Origin of the sequence: Veillonella fallax (assembly GCF_020687175.1) — a bacterium.
Taxonomy (GTDB): domain Bacteria; phylum Bacillota; class Negativicutes; order Veillonellales; family Veillonellaceae; genus Veillonella; species Veillonella fallax.
The window spans coordinates 122,339-138,799 of the sequence record NZ_JAJEQD010000001.1; the positions used below are offsets into that span (position 1 = coordinate 122,339).

Genomic DNA, 16,461 nt, shown 5'->3' on the forward strand with positions numbered 1-16,461 from the left:
AGATAGATGAGGTGATATTATGATGCAACGGTTTACAGATGATGCACAGCGTGTCCTTTCCTTTGCTCAAGAAGCAGCACTGGAACTAGGACATGACTATGTAGGCACTGAACACGTACTCATCGGCCTTACAAAGGTTAAAAATGGTGTTGCCGCTAAGGCTTTAGAAGAGCTTGGTATTGTTACAGAAGATATTTTTGAAGCTGTAGAAGAACAAGTTGGTCGTGGTAATAAAAAAGCAACCTCCATATATATGACCCCTCGCGTTAAGCATGTACTTGAGCTAGCGATTCAAGTAGCTAATCGCATGAATCATAATTACGTTGGTACTGAGCATATTCTCTTAGGATTACTCAGTGACGGTGGCGGCGTAGCAGTTGGCATTCTACGAGCTATGAATATTCGTACCGATGATATAGTAGAAGCGATTCGTCACATTCTTGGCTCTAATACAAATGGTGATGATAATGGGCAAGAGGGTGCGAGTCATAATGGTAACCTAGGTGATTTAGCTGATTTCGCTACAGACATAAATGAGTCTGCAAAACAAGGTAAGATTGATCCTGTCATTGGTCGTGATACAGAAATTCAACGTGTTATCCAAATTCTTAGCCGGAGAACTAAAAATAATCCAGTTCTTATCGGTGAACCTGGCGTAGGTAAGACGGCTATTGCTGAAGGTTTGGCACAACGTATTGTGAATGGAAATGTGCCAGAGATTTTGCGCAACAAACGCATTATTTCGCTTAGCATTAGTTCCATGTTAGCTGGTGCAAAATACCGTGGTGAATTTGAAGAACGCTTGAAAAAAGCAATCGATGAAGTACAACAACATGATGATATGATTATCTTCATTGATGAAATTCATACATTGGTTGGCGCAGGTGCTACTGAAGGTGCAATGGATGCGGCAAACATTTTAAAACCAGCTTTAGCACGCGGTGAATTCCAAGTGATTGGCGCTACGACACTTGATGAATATAAAAAGCATATTGAAAAAGATGCTGCTTTAGAGCGTCGTTTCCAACCTGTTCAAGTAGGGGAACCTAATGAAGAGGATGCTCTTGAAATCTTGATGGGCTTGCGAGATCGCTATGAGGCTTTCCATAAGGCTAAAATTACAGATGAAGCATTAAAAGCTGCTGTTACCTTATCTAGTCGATATATTACAGATCGATTTTTGCCTGATAAGGCTATTGATGTGGTTGATGAAGCTGCCTCTAAGGTACGTATGAAAGTCTTTTCTGCAGCGCCAGATGTTAAAGCTTTAGAAGACCGACTCAATGTGGTAAAGAAGGAAAAGGAAGCTGCTGTTACATCTCAAGATTTTGAAAAGGCAGCTAAGCTTCGTGATGAAGAGCAAGCTCTCGTTAAAGAGATTGATGATAAAAAAGCTGTAGCTAAAGAGGAAAGTGATCAAAAACTCATTGTTACAGAGGAAGATATTGCTGCAGTAGTAGCTCAGTGGACTGGGATTCCTGTGGCTAAAATTGCAGAAGAAGAATCTGAAACCTTGCTTCATTTAGAAGATGAGCTACATAAACGCGTTATCGGTCAAGATGATGCTGTTACAGCTGTAGCGAAAGCTGTGCGCCGTGCAAGGGCTGGATTAAAGGATCCAAAACGTCCTATTGGTTCATTCCTATTCCTTGGACCAACAGGGGTTGGTAAAACTGAATTAGCAAGAGCACTTGCATCCTCCTTGTTCGGCGATGAATCTGCAATGATTCGACTTGATATGTCTGAATATATGGAAAAGCATACTGTTTCTCGTCTAGTTGGGGCCCCTCCTGGATATGTAGGATATGAAGAGGGCGGTCAACTCACTGATGCAGTTCGTCGTAAACCATATAGCGTTATTTTGCTGGATGAAGTAGAAAAGGCTCATGCTGATTTCTTTAACATCCTATTACAAGTACTTGATGATGGCCGACTTACAGATAGTCAAGGTAGAACCGTAGACTTTAGAAATACGGTTATCATTATGACTAGTAATTTAGGAGCTAAAGCATTGCATAAGAACTCTACAGAACTAGGCTTCTTAGCACCGAAAAAAGCTGAATCTAATGCTAAAGATGCTAAAAATATTGATTTTAAAGAGGCTAAAAAGTCTGTTATGGATGCAGTCAAAAGTCATTTCAGACCAGAGTTTTTGAATCGTATTGATGAGATGATTGTATTCCATCCGTTAACTGAAGAGGACTTAACAAAAATTGTGACTATTTTGATGAGTGATGTAACAAAACGTCTTGGAGAACGTGATTTGCACTTAGAAATTACACCTGAGGCTATGAAATTACTCGTTAAAGAAGGTTCAGATTTTACTATGGGTGCTCGCCCTTTAAAACGTGCTATTCAACGTTTAATTGAAGACCCTGTATCCGATCTTATTTTGAAAGGAGAGGCGATAGCAGGTAAAACAATTAAAGCAGATGCAAAGGATAACGATATTGTTGTAACGGTTTAATATAAATACAAAAATATATAGTTAATGACTACCTTTCATATAAATTATATGGCTTAAATGGTATACTATAGAATAGTGATAGTTAACCATGTAGTAAAATTATGCATAAAAGGTCATGAATGGTTATCATTCATGACCTTTTTTATCTTATATAAAAATTTTGAGGTAATATGGCAAAAGCAAAATCAGTATTCTTCTGTCAGAATTGTGGGGCTGAGTCATCTAAGTGGATGGGACGTTGTCCACAGTGTGGCGAATGGAATACATTAGTTGAAGAGATTATTAAAGAAACTAAACATAGCCGCACACCTTCACGAGGTGTGGGAAACCAAACAACAAAACCAACTGCTTTACCGGATATTGAAATTTCCTCCATTGCGCGTGTATCTACAACCTTTGGTGAAATTGACCGCGTATTAGGTGGAGGTATAGTACCTGGTGCTTTAATGCTATTAGGTGGCGATCCAGGCATCGGTAAATCTACATTATTACTACAGGTTTCCCAAAAGGTAGCCGATACTGTTGGTACAGTTCTTTATGCATCTGGTGAAGAGTCTCAGTTACAACTTAAACTTCGAGCAGAACGACTTCATATTAATAGTGAACGTTTACAAGTGATTGCCGATACAGATTTAGATCATATTTTAGAGCAAGCTGATGCAATGACGCCATCTTTACTTGTTATTGACTCTATACAAACCATGTATACCGGTGATATTGATGCTGCTCCAGGCAGTGTAAGCCAAGTGCGAGAATGTACATCTCGACTTCTTCGATTCTGTAAAGAACGCAATATTCCAACAGTAATCATTGGACACGTAACTAAGGAAGGCAATATTGCTGGTCCACGGATGTTAGAACATATGGTGGATGTGGTACTTTATTTTGAAGGTGAACGGTCTTACCAATTCCGTATTTTGCGCTCTATTAAGAATCGTTTTGGATCTACATCTGAAACAGGTATCTTTGCCATGGTTGAGGAAGGCTTACAAGAGCTATCTAATCCATCAGCATCCTTATTGGCAGAACGATCTGATGAGGAAAGTGGCAGTGCTGTTATGATTTATCTTGAAGGGGTTCGTCCTATTCTTGTAGAGGTACAAAGCCTTGTAGTTACAACTGCTTTTGGGATGCCACGACGGACTGCCATAGGTTATGATTTAAATCGCCTAATTGTCTTGTTAGCAGTACTAGAGAAACGATGTGGCTTTACATTGGGTAATAAAGACGTATATGTCAATGTTATAGGTGGTCTCAAGGTGAATGAGCCAGCTTGTGATTTATCAATGGCTGTTGCTATCGTATCTAATTTAAAAAATCGTATTGTACCTACTGATATGGTCATCTTAGGCGAGGTTGGTTTAACCGGTAATGTTCGTAGTATTCCACGTATTGAACAGCGTATTAATGAAGCTAAAAAATTAGGTTTTAAAAAGTTTATTATTCCTGAAGGCAATTATAAGCAGATCAAGGATAATGATAGTTCTATCAAAATTAGAGGCGTTAAATCTATTCAAGAAGCAATGCAACTGGTATTTTCTTAATTAGGAGGTGATTTGATGATTTATCGGATATTGCGCTATGTAATAGCCATTCTTGTGGGTACAGCGGCCTATGTTGGAATGGATAGCTTAGCACCTATTATCGACCCATATTTGGTCTCTCAATTCGAGTCCTTTGGGGATATGTCATTGACCATTGCACGTATTTCAGTATTAATTCTTGGTACTTTAATTGGCGTTATTATTGGTTATTTAATTTCTTCATTCATTTTAAAACAAGGTTTAGTGATTGCTAAACGATTAGAACGTATTCTTACTCATATTCCAAATCAAGAATTGATTGCAGGCACCATCGGTTTATTATTCGGTCTTATTATTGCAAATTTAATTGGTGTTGCATTCAATCAAGTACCTATTATAGGACCTTACATTCCTATTATTTTAAGTGCTATCTTTGGATATAGTGGCCTTAAAATCATGGCTCGCAAGGGCCCTGAAATGTACAATAATTATGTACAACAATGGGGCGGAGATAGTAATAAAAAGACTAGTCGTTTTAAAATGTTCTCCACTCATAAATCTGATAAAACGACGAGTACTCCAAAACTATTAGATACATCCGTTATTATTGATGGACGTATTAAGGAGCTATGTAATACAGGCTTCATTGAAGGACCTCTAATGGTACCGCTCTTTGTATTGAATGAGTTACAAATTATTTCTGATTCTGCAGATGCTACAAAACGCAATCGTGGTCGTCGTGGTCTCGATATTTTGAAAGAGATGCAAGATGCCAATAAGGTAGCTATTGAAGTAGTGGAAGATGATTACGATGATCTTACAGAAGTTGATTCTAAATTGATGCGTCTTGCTTTAGACAAGCAATGGAAGTTGATGACTAACGATTTCAACTTAAATAAGGTAGCTAGAGTACAAGGTATTGAAGTACTCAATCTTAATGAGCTCGCTAATGTACTTAAACCAGCCCTCATTGCAGGTGAATGGATTCGCGTGCAAATTATGAAAGAAGGTAAGGAAGTACATCAAGGTGTAGCCTATCTTGACGATGGTACCATGATTGTTGTGGAAGATGGTAAACCTTATGTGGGCCAAACCGTAGAGGTTATGGTTACATCTATATTACAAACGAGTGCAGGTCGCATGATTTTTGCTCGTGTAGATGGGGGACAAAATGGACAAGGTAATTAGTTGTATTGTTCTCGCCGCTGGTGCTGGGCGCCGCATGGGATATAAAGAAAATAAGATATTTATCCCTTTAGGCCGATTTTCAATCATTCAACGTACACTACAAAATGTAGCAAAGGTTGAAGGTTTGAATGAGATTATTCTTGTTGTAGCCGATGGTGAACAAGAATATATGACAAAACATATTCAAGAGTTGGATTTAACTGTTCCAGTTCACATCGTACTTGGTGGAAAAGAACGGCAAGATTCTGTAGCATGTGGCTTACAGGCTGTATCAGAGGATACCAATATTGTCCTTGTTCATGATGGAGCGCGACCATTAGCTTCTACAGAAATGTTTAATAATGTTGCTGACTCGGCTAATACCTATGGTGCTGCTACGGTAGGTGTTCCAGCTACAGATACTATTAAACGAGTTGATATGGACCATAATGTTCTAGAAACATTACAGCGCAGTGAGCTATACCAAATTCAAACGCCACAAGGCTTTCAAAAAGAATTATTTGTAGAGGCTCATCAAGCGGCATATGAAACTAAGTATCTTGGTACTGATGATGTATCACTAGTTGAGTATGTAGGCAAGTCTGTGCATATAGTTGAAGGGGATTATTGTAATATTAAAGTGACAACACCAAATGATATTGCAGTAGCTAAGCGATATTTAGGAATTGAGGATACACGTATGCGCGTTGGATTTGGTTATGATATTCATCAATTAAAAGCAGGTCGCCCATGTATTCTTGGCGGTGTTCATATCGAATCTGAACTCGGCCCTGATGGTCATTCCGATGCGGATGTTCTCATTCATGCATTGATGGATGCTATGCTAGGTGCTGCAGGTCTACGAGATATTGGCTATTATTTCCCGCCTGAAGATGACCAGTATAAAGGGATTTCTAGCATGCTTTTACTAGAAAAGGTTAATTCCTTATTGAAAGAACGTGGGTTACAAGCCTATAATATAGATATTATGGTTATTTCAGAGACACCTAAGTTAAAACCACACATCGACACGATGAAGTCTAACTTACAATCTGTTTTAGAAATACCATTAGAACGTATTAGTATTAAAGCGACAACAAATGAAATGCTTGGGGCCATCGGGCGCCGTGAAGGCATTGCTGCACAAGCTGTCGTTTCTGTATATGAAGGAGAGGTATAATCATGAGTTCCATGAAAGTTCGTTTTGCTCCAAGCCCTACGGGTCCATTCCACATTGGTGGCGCTCGTTCTGCTTTGTTTAACTGGTTGTTAGCACGTAAAGAAAAAGGCACATTTGTATTGCGTATTGAAGATACAGATCTGGCTCGCTCTACTCGTGAAAGTGAAGAAAATATCAAAGCTTCCTTGCAATGGCTTGGCATGAACTGGGATGAAGGCATTGATGTAGGTGGCGATAATGGTCCTTACCGTCAAACAGAACGTCTTGACTTATATAAAGAAGTAACACAACGTTTGTTGGATGAAGGCAAAGCGTATGAGTGCTATTGCACACCTGAAGAATTAGATGCTGTTCGCCAAGAACAAATGGATCGTGGTGAAACACCTAAATATAATGGCCATTGCCAACATTTAGATGAAGAAACAAAGGCTAAATATATTGCAGAAGGTCGTAAACCAACCATTCGCTTGCGCGTTCCCTTGAATAAAACATATGCTTTCGATGATATGGTACGTGGTCATGTATCCTTTGAATCCAATGGTGTAGGTGACTTTGTAATCGTAAAATCTGATGGTATTCCTGTATATAACTTTGCAGTAGTAATGGATGATCATATGATGGGGATTACTCACGTTATTCGTGCAGAAGAACATTTATCTAATACTCCACGTCAAATGGCTATTTATGAAGCACTAGGCTGGGAAGTGCCAAAATTTGGTCACATTTCCTTGATTCTTGGCAAAGATTACAAAAAAATGTCCAAACGCCATGGTGCTACATCTGTTGAACAATACAAACAATTGGGCTATTTACCAGAAGCACTAGTAAACTTCTTGGCTCTTCTTGGTTGGGCTCCAGAAGGGGAAGAAGAGTTCTTCACACAAGATGAATTGATTCAAGCTTTCTCCATGGATCGCGTAGCGAAGAACCCAGCAGTATTTGATATTGATAAATTAAACCATATCAACTTCCACTATATGAAAAATTTGAGCGACGAAGATTTATTCCATCTTTGTTTGCCACATTTGAAAGAAGTTGGCTTGGCTCCAGATAGCTTAAATCAAGCGGATATTGATTGGTTGACATTATTATGCTCTACATTCCGCGACCATATTAGCTATGGGGCGCAAATTAAAGATCATGTAGGCATGTTTATGGGTGAAACTGTATTCCTTGAAGAAGGTCACGAAGAGGAATTGCGTGCTGTATTGAATGAAGAAACAGCACCAACAGTTCTAGGTGCATTCCGCAGTGCATTGGCTGAACTTGATGAAATTACGCCTGATGTTGTAAAAGCAACTATTAAAGCAGTTATGAAAGAAACTGCTTTGAAAGGTAAATTCGTATTCATGCCAATTCGCGTAGCTTTAACTGGTCAAATGCATGGTCCAGATTTGAATAATATTGTTACATTGCTTGGTAAAGAAAAATGCTTGCATCGCTTAGACAATGTTAGCGCTTTAACAAAATAGTAATACAATCTAAGAAAAAAGCTCTCATAGCTATTGTTATGAGAGCTTTTTATGTATATTGAGATTATCCTATAGAAATGCTATAATAATCGGCGTCTTTTATTTTTATTTATTATGAAAGTGAGTGCATTTATGAGTATTATTCGTTCTCTTAACCACTTATTCAATAGCTATCTTTCCTGGGTCGTGCTATTGATGGCAGTGTTAGCGTATGTATTACCAACTGTATTTTCTTGGATGACGCCGTACATTGCGTACATGCTTCAATTTGTAATGTTTGCCATGGGTTTAACATTAACAGCTCAAGTGTTCCTTGATGTATTTAAGCAACCGATGAAAGTTATCCTTGTATCTGTAATTCAATTCTTGTGGATGCCATTAGCAGGTTTCTTGGTAGCCCTTATTTTCAATTTCCCTCCAGAAATTGGTATCGGATTCATCTTGTTAGGTGCATGTCCTGGTGGTACTGCCTCTAATGTAATGACATTCCTTGCGAATGGTAATGTTCCGTTATCTGTATCTGCAACGACTGTTTCTACATTATTGGCTCCAATTTTGACACCTTTATTCGTTGTATTGTATGCAGGTGCTACATCTTCCATTGAAATCCAATTTATGCCGATGTTTATTTCTATCGTAAAAATCGTATTGGTACCGATCATCTTGGGTATCGTATTGAATTACTTCATCGGCTCTAAGATCGAACCTGTTAAATCTGTATGTCCTACAATTGCGGCTATTGCAGTATTATTAATCTTGGCTGCTGTTACTGCAGTGAACCAAAAACAAATTGCTGAAACTGGTTTCATCATCTTCGTAGCTTGCTTAGTACAAAATGTGAGTGGTTATGTAGTAACGTACTTTATATGTAAGGCTCTTAGTATTGATGTTTCCTCTCGTCGTGCAATGCAAATTGAAGTGGCAATGCAAAACTCTGCATTATCCGTATCTTTAGCGCTTAAACATTTTACTCCTCAAGCGGCAGTAGCAGGTGCAGTATTCTCTATCATTCATAACTTTACAGGCTCTATCTTCGCAGGTATTTGCCGTAAACATGACGATCAAGAGAAGTTGGAAAATGCTTAATAGTTAATTCATCATCCTCATCTTTCAAATTTATATCCGAAATATGCATGTTTAATACATTGTTTGGCTATGTTGAAAGATGAGGGTTTTCTTGTTTTCATTGACATTCTATAGGATAATTGATACAATATTTACATATCTGAATATAGATGATTACTAATAGCTGAGACTGAAAGAAGTACTCTACAACTAACTTTTTAGCGAGAACCGATGGTGGGAGGGTTCAAGGATAGGTAGACAAAATGCATTCACGAGCTGACACTCCGATTATAGGTAGGTTTGTCCGGTGACGCGCCGTTATGCGATGAGTGGGTACTACATTGGTACCTAACAGAGTGGAACCGCGGACCATCGTCTCTGTATGAGATGAGGGGTCTTTTTTATTTTACGAACATGGAGGCATCGGTAACGATGAGAGAAATTACAGTTTATAATACTATGACGCGCCAAAAAGAGGTGTTTAATCCTGTAACACCAGGTGAGGCAAAGATGTACGTATGTGGTGTTACACCATATAACCATCCTCATATTGGCAATGCACGTCCCTTCGTAACATGGGACGTAATTCGTCGCTATATGAAACATGTAGGCTATAAAGTAACATATGTACAAAACTTTACAGATGTAGATGATAAGATCATCAATACATCTAATGGTGAAGGTGTATCCTGGGATACTATTGCAAACCGTTATATTGATAGCTATTTTGAAGTAATGGATGCACTTGGTGTACAACGTGCTAATATTTATCCTCGTGTTTCTACACATATCGAAGACATTATCGCTATGATTTCTACATTGATTGAAAAAGGCTATGCTTATGAACTCGATGGCGATGTATATTATAGCGTTGATAAATTTGAACATTATGGTGAGTTATCTGGCCGTACATTAGATGATATGGAAGCCGGTGCTCGTATCGAAGTTGATGGCCGTAAGAAAAATCCTATGGATTTTGCATTATGGAAAGCAGCAAAACCAGGTGAACCATATTGGGAAAGTCCTTGGGGTAACGGTCGTCCAGGCTGGCATATTGAATGTTCTGCGATGAGCCAAAAATATTTAGGTACAGAATTTGACTTCCATGGTGGTGGTAGCGATTTGATCTTCCCTCATCATGAAAACGAAATTGCTCAATCTGAAGGTTGTTCTGGTCAACATCCATCTGTACGCTATTGGTTACACAATGGTTTTATTACTATTAATTCTGAAAAAATGTCTAAATCCTTGAATAACTTCTTCTTGGTAAAAGATATTTTAGAACAATATAGTCCAGATGCATTGCGCTACTTCTTGTTGAGTACACATTATCGTAGTCCATTAGATTTCTCTGATGAACGTTTAGAGGAAGCAAATAAATCCTTAGAACGTTTAAGCACTGCTATTGAAAATCTATTGTACCTTGAAAAATGTGAACCAGGTCCATGTGATGAAGCGCAACACTTATTAGAAAAAGCTAAAGAGTATGAAGAAGAATTCGAAGCAGCTATGAGCGATGACTTCAATACTGCGTTAGCTACATCTAGCATGTTTGGTCTTGCTAAAGAGATCAACATTTACTATCAAACTGTAACAGGTCGTGAAGGTGTTGTTTGCCAAGAAGCTATTGCTGAAGTAAAACGTATCTTCAAGTTCATGACAGAAGTAATTGGTATTCTTGAAAAAGCATGGGAAGGCAACACAGGTGCTAACGCTGCTGAATATGAAGAATTAATGCAAGTAATCTTGTCTGTACGTCAAGCATGTCGCGATCAAAAACAATGGGCATTAGCTGATTGTATCCGCGATCGTTTGGCTGAAATCGGTATTACTATTGAGGATTCCCCTCAAGGTGCACGGTGGAAAAAACGTGAAGTTTAAACAATTTCAATTCTTAAAGAATGAAGCAATAAAAAAGTTGACGGCTCTTGAACAAGAGCCGCTTCGTTTGCGTAAACGAACTATAGAGGAGTGTCTCAGTGCAGATGCAGTTATGCTTGCCTATATTGGCGATGCCGTATACTCCATGTATGTCCGTGAACGAGTGGTACAAATGAATATATCTAAGGTACAAGTGTTGCACACCATTGTTACTGAGTTTATTTGTGCTAAGTCACAAGCGAAGGTATTGCTTGAAATAGAGGATGCTTTCACAGAACAAGAACAAGCTATTGCACGACGAGCTAGAAATAGTAATGTAAATGTGCCAAAAAGTAGTTCTGTTCAAGAGTATCGTAGTAGTACAGCCTTTGAAGCCGTACTTGGATTTCTTTATGAAACGCGTCAAGATGAGCGCTTACAAGATGTTATGAAGCAAGCCTTTTCAATAACTCTACGAGGTATGTAGTATGGATAATTATATTGTAGGTCGCAATGCGGTTAAAGAGGCCCTTAAAAGTGGTCGTTCCATCCAGCGCATTATGGTCAGTGAAGATAAGGTTAAAACAGGTCTAGCTGATATTGTTGGCCTTGCTAAATCTCAAGGCATTGAAGTGCGTCCAACACCTATCAAACAAATGAATAAATATGATTTAGAGGTACCACACCAAGGTGTTATTGCTCTTGTTTCTGCTGTTCAATTTAAGGAACTTGGTGAAGTACTACAAGAGACGAATCATGATGTCCCTTTGCTTATCCTAACAGATGGTGTTGAGGATCCACATAACATGGGCGCAATTATCCGTACTGCGGAATGTGTAGGGGCTACGGCCGTACTCATTCCTAAGCGTCACAATGCTCCTATTAATGCTACTGTAGCTAAAACATCGGCAGGTGCTATTGAACAAATTCCACTTGTACAGGTTGGGAATGTAGCTCAAACTATTAAACAACTTCAAAAACAAGGTTTTTGGGTTATGGGCGCTCATATGGAAGGTGATCGTACCTTATACGAGGCGGATATGACAATTCCTACAGTTATCGTTATCGGTAATGAAGGTAAGGGCATTAGCCGCGTTGTGAAAGAGGCTTGTGATTTCCTCGTTACCATCCCTATGTATGGGAATTTAAATTCTTTGAATGCATCTGTTGCAGCCGCCGTTCTTATGTATGAAGCGGTTCGTCAACGACAAGCGAAATAATTATGTTAAAAGATATCTTAATTGTAGATGGATATAATGTGATATTCGCCTGGACTCATCTAAAGAAATTGGCTCATGAGTCATTAGAACATGCCCGTATGGAGCTTAGAGATAGATTGTTAAACTACGGAAAATTCAAGGGATACGAAGTTATCCTTGTGTTTGATGGTAAATATACAAAGTCTGGCGGTTCTGTAGAGGCTATTATGAGCGGATTTCTTGAAGTCTATACTGAGGATGGAGAGACGGCGGATTCCTTTATTGAACGAGAGGTATTTTTGCGGAAAGGCAAATATACCAATGTATATGTTGTAACCTCTGATGGAGCTGAACAAAATCAAATTCTTGGATCTGGTGGTTTACGCATTCCAGCTCGAGAATTGCAAAATATGATTCGCATAGCTAAGGAAGAGGAACGATTACAATACGCTCATGAACATAGACGAGATCAATTTAGCTTGCGACGTAATGAAGTAGGAGGGTTATTATCTCCTGAAGTAGCTGAAAAGCTAGAGAAATTACGGCGTGGCCATTGATAGTTGAAAATCACATATAGTTCCAGTATAATGAATATATTGGTTTTTCTGCTCAATTGTAAGGAGGAGCATATGAACACAATTCATACACGCAAGCCCGATTACAATTTCAAAGAAATGACCGATGAGCAAGTTGTGGTCATAGCTCAAGAAGAGCAAAATGAGTTTGCAATCGATTATATTGTTAATAAATATAAAAACTTTGTTCGTGCAAAGGCGCGTTCTTACTTTTTAGTAGGCGCAGATCGTGAAGATATCATTCAAGAAGGGATGATTGGTCTTTATAAGGCTACGCGAGATTTTAAACATGATAAATTAGCGTCCTTTAGAGCTTTTGCGGAGCTTTGTATAACTAGACAGATTATTACGGCTATTAAGTCGGCTACTAGACAAAAACATGCGCCTTTAAATTCCTATGTATCTTTAAATAAGCCAGTTTATACAGAGGAATCAGAGCGTACATTGATCGAGATGCTATCTTCAGCAAAGGTTACCAATCCTGAGGATCTTATTATCAGCCAAGAGGAATTGGATGATATTGAGCGCAATATTGGTCATATTTTAAGTGAACTCGAGTGGGAGGTCTTGGAAGGCTATTTAGACGGACGTTCTTACCAAGAAATGGCTGAGGTCACAGATCGCAGTGTCAAATCTATAGACAATGCGTTACAAAGGGTTAAACGTAAATTAGAGAAGTATTTAGAACATCGGGTTTTGGATTCTCCAAGAGCCACACAGGAAGGATGACAGTCGTGACAAATTTCTTAATGATTGTAGAAGTTATTGTATCTATCTTATTAATCGTAGTAGTTGTTGCACAGAATAGCAAAAACGCAGGCATGGGTGGTGCTGTTTCTGGTGCGGCAGACTCTTCTTTTGGTGGTAAGCAACGCGGTTTAGATGCTTTCTTATCTAAATGTACGATTATATTGGGGATTATCTTTGCTGTGTTGAGCTTAGTGTTAGGGGCAATGATTAATCAATTCTAATGATGAAAGCCTGCTTTGCAGGCTTTTTCTTTTTTCAGAATAAGGAGGTGAAGATTTGAAGAAGAAAGTATTAGACTTTTATAAATCTATACAACCACATGCATATCATATTGAAGATGCTGCTATGGATAATCACATTCGAGGTGGTAAGGATCTTGAGATGTTTATTCGTTCAGCAAAAATGCTTGCTCGAGAAGGGGTGCTAACATCTTCTCGACCTGATGTATATCAATATGCAGAACAACAACATGAAGAATATGAAGGTATTTATAAGGGCTATCGTAAGTCGTATGGCTTTGTGATTATGCCTGATGATGAAGATATATATGTAGCAGAACAAAATAAAGGGACTGCTATGCACAATGATAAGGTTCGAGTTCGCGTTGTACCGTCTAACTATACAAAGCATAAACGAGAAGGCGTCATCGTTGATGTTATTGAACGAGCTAATGAAACTGTAGTAGGTACCTATGACCGACAACAACACTTTGGCTTTGTTATCCCTGATGATGAGCGTATAGGGACAGATATCTTTGTAGATTTAAAAAATACATTAGATGCTCGTAGTGGCGCAAAGGTACTAGTCAAAATTACAAAATGGCCGGAAGGTGATAAAAAGCCAGAAGGTATTATAACGGAAATTCTTGGCTATAAAGGTGATGTAGGTCTCGATATTAACTGCATCATGGCGAATCATAAGATTCCATTTAATTTCCCAGACGATGTCATTAAAACTAGCCAGAAAATTGATACTGTGATTCATGAGGATTCTGATCGTTGGGACCTTCGTGATGTACAGATGGTTACCATCGATGGGGAAGATGCAAAAGATTTAGACGATGCTGTGAGTGGTCGTAAATTACCAAATGGTAATTATGAATTAGGCGTACATATTGCAGATGTAAGTCATTATGTAACATCTGGGCAAGCCATTGACAACGAGGCCTATAAACGGGGGACATCTGTATATTTAGTTGATAGAGTAGTACCGATGTTACCAGAGGTTTTATCCAATGGTATTTGTAGTTTAAATGCTCATGAAGACCGTTATGCTATGACGTGTATGATGGAAATTAATAAAGATGGTAAGGTTGTACATTATCGCATTCGACCATCTATTATCCATGTAGGCCGTCGTTGTAGCTATAAAGAAGTGTATAAGGCGCTGGAAGAAAATATTATTCCTGACGATTTACAAGACTTTATGCCTATGCTTCGCGATTTAGCAGAAATCTCTAAAATTCTTAATGCAATGCGTCGCCGTAGAGGTGCATTGGACTTTGATTTTCCTGAGTACAAGGTATTACTTGATCATGATGGTACACCGTTGCGCATCGTAAAACGAGATCGCACCATGGCAGAACGACTTATCGAAGAATGTATGCTCATTGCCAATGAAACAGTGGCTACACATTTAGAGCATACACACCGTACATCGGTATATCGTATTCATGAGAATCCTAGTGAGGAAAAACTAGATTTATTCCAAAAGGTGCTTAATTATTTAGGTCAAAACCTAGTTCTAAGTACTGATGGTGTGACACCACGAGATTTCCAAAAAATCTTAGATGTAGTAAAAGGGCAAGATATTGAGCAAGTAGCTCAAATTATGACCTTGCGCTCTATGCAGCAAGCTAAATATAGTACCAACAATGTGGGACATTTTGGCTTGGCATCTACATGTTATACGCATTTTACATCTCCTATTAGACGATACCCAGACTTAATGGTTCACCGCCTTTTAAAAGCGGATATGCATTGGAAAAATGGCTATTCTAAACGCGATGTAGATGAAACTTTCTTAGTGGGGGCTGTAGAACATTCTTCTATACAAGAACAAGTTGCCACTGAGGCCGAACGAGATACGGTAGATCTCAAAAAGACGCAATATATGGTTCCATTTGTGGGAGAAGTCTTTGAAGGAACTATTTCTAGCATTACATCCTTTGGGATGTTTGTAGAGTTAGAAAATGGTATCGATGGTCTCGTGCATATGAGCATGATGAACGATGATTACTATTTCTTTGATGAAGAACATTTTGTGCTCGTAGGTAAGAGAACTGGTAAAATCTATCACTTAGGTGAAAAGGTAACCGTTACATTAGTAAAAGCTGATGTAGAAAAGAAACAAATCGACTTTGTACTAGGTGAAGTAAATAACTTAATGGCTATTCAAGAACAATTGCGCAATGATTCTGACTATGTAAGTAGTCGAGATAGCTTTGGTAGTCGTAAAGGTCGTAAATCTTCAAGCAAATCTAGTAAAAAATCTTCACGACGGGATAGCAATAAATCTGGTCATTCTAGATATGATACTTTCAGTAAAAAATCTGGTAAAGGTAAATCAAGTCGTAAGAAATCTAATAAAACATCGAAGCGCAATCAATCTAAGAAATCTAAGAGTAAACGTAAACGATAGAGGTATATATGGCGAAACAATCTAGTCCATCTCTTATTGCGGATAATCGTAAGGCCCGTCATGATTTTAATATTCATGAAACCTATGAAGCCGGTATTGCTTTGACAGGTACTGAAATTAAATCCATACGTCAAGGTAAGCTGAATCTAAAAGATAGCTTTTGTCGCATTGATAAAGGTGAGCTCTTATTGTATGGCGTTCACATTAGTCCATACGAACAGGGGAATCGCTTTAATCATGAACCTGAACGAACTCGCAAATTGTTGATGCATAAATCTGAAATCAATAAATTGCATGCTCAGGTTAAGGAGAAAGGATTCTCTTTAGTGCCGCTTAATTTCCATTTTAGTCATGGTTATGTAAAGGTAACCGTTGGTCTTGTAACTGGTAAAAAGCTATATGATAAGCGTCAAGATATGGCAGAGCGCGATGCTAAGCGAGACATTGCTAAGAGACTTAAAGAACAACAAAAATATTAAAATAAAAAGATCGAGTCATAATGACTCGATTTTTTTGTGATATTTGTCAACTTACTCTGTATTTTTAGTTGATAAATATGTATA

14 protein-coding genes and 1 other annotated feature are annotated in these 16,461 nt (G+C 38.4%); all 14 genes read left to right on the forward strand.

All coding sequences use genetic code 11. The annotated features are described in order from the left end of the window. The first annotated feature begins 19 nt into the window (after positions 1-19). The 14 genes from LKD20_RS00575 to smpB all read left to right on the forward strand — a co-directional run bounded on the left by LKD20_RS00575 (position 20) and on the right by smpB (position 16,377). The gene (locus tag LKD20_RS00575; RefSeq protein ID WP_227720359.1) at positions 20-2,467 is read left to right on the forward strand and encodes an ATP-dependent Clp protease ATP-binding subunit; all 2,448 of its coding nucleotides are present in this window, start codon (positions 20-22) and stop codon (positions 2,465-2,467) included. A 170-nt stretch (positions 2,468-2,637) separates the two neighbouring features. Next, positions 2,638-4,011: a DNA repair protein RadA gene (radA, locus tag LKD20_RS00580; RefSeq protein WP_024065771.1), complete on the forward strand. Its 1,374-nt coding sequence runs from the start codon at positions 2,638-2,640 to the stop codon at positions 4,009-4,011. 15 nt (positions 4,012-4,026) lie between these two features. Next, complete coding sequence (locus tag LKD20_RS00585; RefSeq protein WP_227720361.1) at positions 4,027-5,178, forward strand: PIN/TRAM domain-containing protein; 1,152 nt, start codon at positions 4,027-4,029, stop codon at positions 5,176-5,178. After that, positions 5,162-6,337: a 2-C-methyl-D-erythritol 4-phosphate cytidylyltransferase gene (gene ispD / locus LKD20_RS00590; RefSeq protein ID WP_227720363.1), complete on the forward strand. Its 1,176-nt coding sequence runs from the start codon at positions 5,162-5,164 to the stop codon at positions 6,335-6,337. Before LKD20_RS00585 ends, ispD begins: the two co-directional genes overlap by 17 nt. 2 nt (positions 6,338-6,339) lie before the next feature. Next, the gene (gene gltX, locus LKD20_RS00595; protein ID WP_004697293.1) at positions 6,340-7,809 is read left to right on the forward strand and encodes a glutamate--tRNA ligase; all 1,470 of its coding nucleotides are present in this window, start codon (positions 6,340-6,342) and stop codon (positions 7,807-7,809) included. Positions 7,810-7,941: 132 nt separating this feature from the next. Beyond that, positions 7,942-8,895, forward strand: a complete 954-nt coding sequence (locus LKD20_RS00600; RefSeq protein ID WP_004697231.1) for a bile acid:sodium symporter family protein — start codon at positions 7,942-7,944, stop codon at positions 8,893-8,895. Between the two features lie 156 nt (positions 8,896-9,051). Beyond that, positions 9,052-9,257 (forward strand) — a binding site (T-box leader). Between the two features lie 49 nt (positions 9,258-9,306). Continuing rightward, the gene (cysS, locus tag LKD20_RS00605) at positions 9,307-10,755 is read left to right on the forward strand and encodes a cysteine--tRNA ligase (protein WP_227720365.1); all 1,449 of its coding nucleotides are present in this window, start codon (positions 9,307-9,309) and stop codon (positions 10,753-10,755) included. After that, positions 10,745-11,221, forward strand: coding sequence for a Mini-ribonuclease 3 (locus tag LKD20_RS00610; RefSeq protein WP_004697373.1), 477 nt, complete (start codon positions 10,745-10,747; stop codon positions 11,219-11,221). Before cysS ends, LKD20_RS00610 begins: the two co-directional genes overlap by 11 nt. Position 11,222: 1 nt before the next feature. Then, complete coding sequence (gene rlmB / locus LKD20_RS00615; protein ID WP_004697367.1) at positions 11,223-11,954, forward strand: 23S rRNA (guanosine(2251)-2'-O)-methyltransferase RlmB; 732 nt, start codon at positions 11,223-11,225, stop codon at positions 11,952-11,954. Between the two features lie 2 nt (positions 11,955-11,956). Continuing rightward, complete coding sequence (locus LKD20_RS00620) at positions 11,957-12,490, forward strand: NYN domain-containing protein (RefSeq protein ID WP_024065930.1); 534 nt, start codon at positions 11,957-11,959, stop codon at positions 12,488-12,490. Between the two features lie 72 nt (positions 12,491-12,562). Next, the gene (sigH, locus tag LKD20_RS00625; protein WP_004696966.1) at positions 12,563-13,237 is read left to right on the forward strand and encodes an RNA polymerase sporulation sigma factor SigH; all 675 of its coding nucleotides are present in this window, start codon (positions 12,563-12,565) and stop codon (positions 13,235-13,237) included. Between the two features lie 5 nt (positions 13,238-13,242). Continuing rightward, positions 13,243-13,479 carry a preprotein translocase subunit SecG gene (gene secG / locus LKD20_RS00630; protein ID WP_004695991.1) on the forward strand — a complete coding sequence of 79 codons (237 nt, stop codon included), beginning with the start codon at positions 13,243-13,245 and terminating at the stop codon, positions 13,477-13,479. Between the two features lie 55 nt (positions 13,480-13,534). Then, complete coding sequence (gene rnr / locus LKD20_RS00635) at positions 13,535-15,898, forward strand: ribonuclease R (protein WP_227720368.1); 2,364 nt, start codon at positions 13,535-13,537, stop codon at positions 15,896-15,898. Positions 15,899-15,906: 8 nt separating this feature from the next. Beyond that, positions 15,907-16,377: an SsrA-binding protein SmpB gene (gene smpB / locus LKD20_RS00640; protein ID WP_004697155.1), complete on the forward strand. Its 471-nt coding sequence runs from the start codon at positions 15,907-15,909 to the stop codon at positions 16,375-16,377. Positions 16,378-16,461 lie beyond the last annotated feature (84 nt).

Coding starts and splice junctions, on each gene's coding strand:
- LKD20_RS00575 (WP_227720359.1), top strand. CDS start 20: ATGATGCAACGGTTTACAGATGATGCACAGCGTGTCCTTTCCTTTGCT.
- radA (WP_024065771.1), top strand. CDS start 2,638: ATGGCAAAAGCAAAATCAGTATTCTTCTGTCAGAATTGTGGGGCTGAG.
- LKD20_RS00585 (WP_227720361.1), top strand. CDS start 4,027: ATGATTTATCGGATATTGCGCTATGTAATAGCCATTCTTGTGGGTACA.
- ispD (WP_227720363.1), top strand. CDS start 5,162: ATGGACAAGGTAATTAGTTGTATTGTTCTCGCCGCTGGTGCTGGGCGC.
- gltX (WP_004697293.1), top strand. CDS start 6,340: ATGAGTTCCATGAAAGTTCGTTTTGCTCCAAGCCCTACGGGTCCATTC.
- LKD20_RS00600 (WP_004697231.1), top strand. CDS start 7,942: ATGAGTATTATTCGTTCTCTTAACCACTTATTCAATAGCTATCTTTCC.
- cysS (WP_227720365.1), top strand. CDS start 9,307: ATGAGAGAAATTACAGTTTATAATACTATGACGCGCCAAAAAGAGGTG.
- rlmB (WP_004697367.1), top strand. CDS start 11,223: ATGGATAATTATATTGTAGGTCGCAATGCGGTTAAAGAGGCCCTTAAA.
- LKD20_RS00620 (WP_024065930.1), top strand. CDS start 11,957: ATGTTAAAAGATATCTTAATTGTAGATGGATATAATGTGATATTCGCC.
- sigH (WP_004696966.1), top strand. CDS start 12,563: ATGAACACAATTCATACACGCAAGCCCGATTACAATTTCAAAGAAATG.
- smpB (WP_004697155.1), top strand. CDS start 15,907: ATGGCGAAACAATCTAGTCCATCTCTTATTGCGGATAATCGTAAGGCC.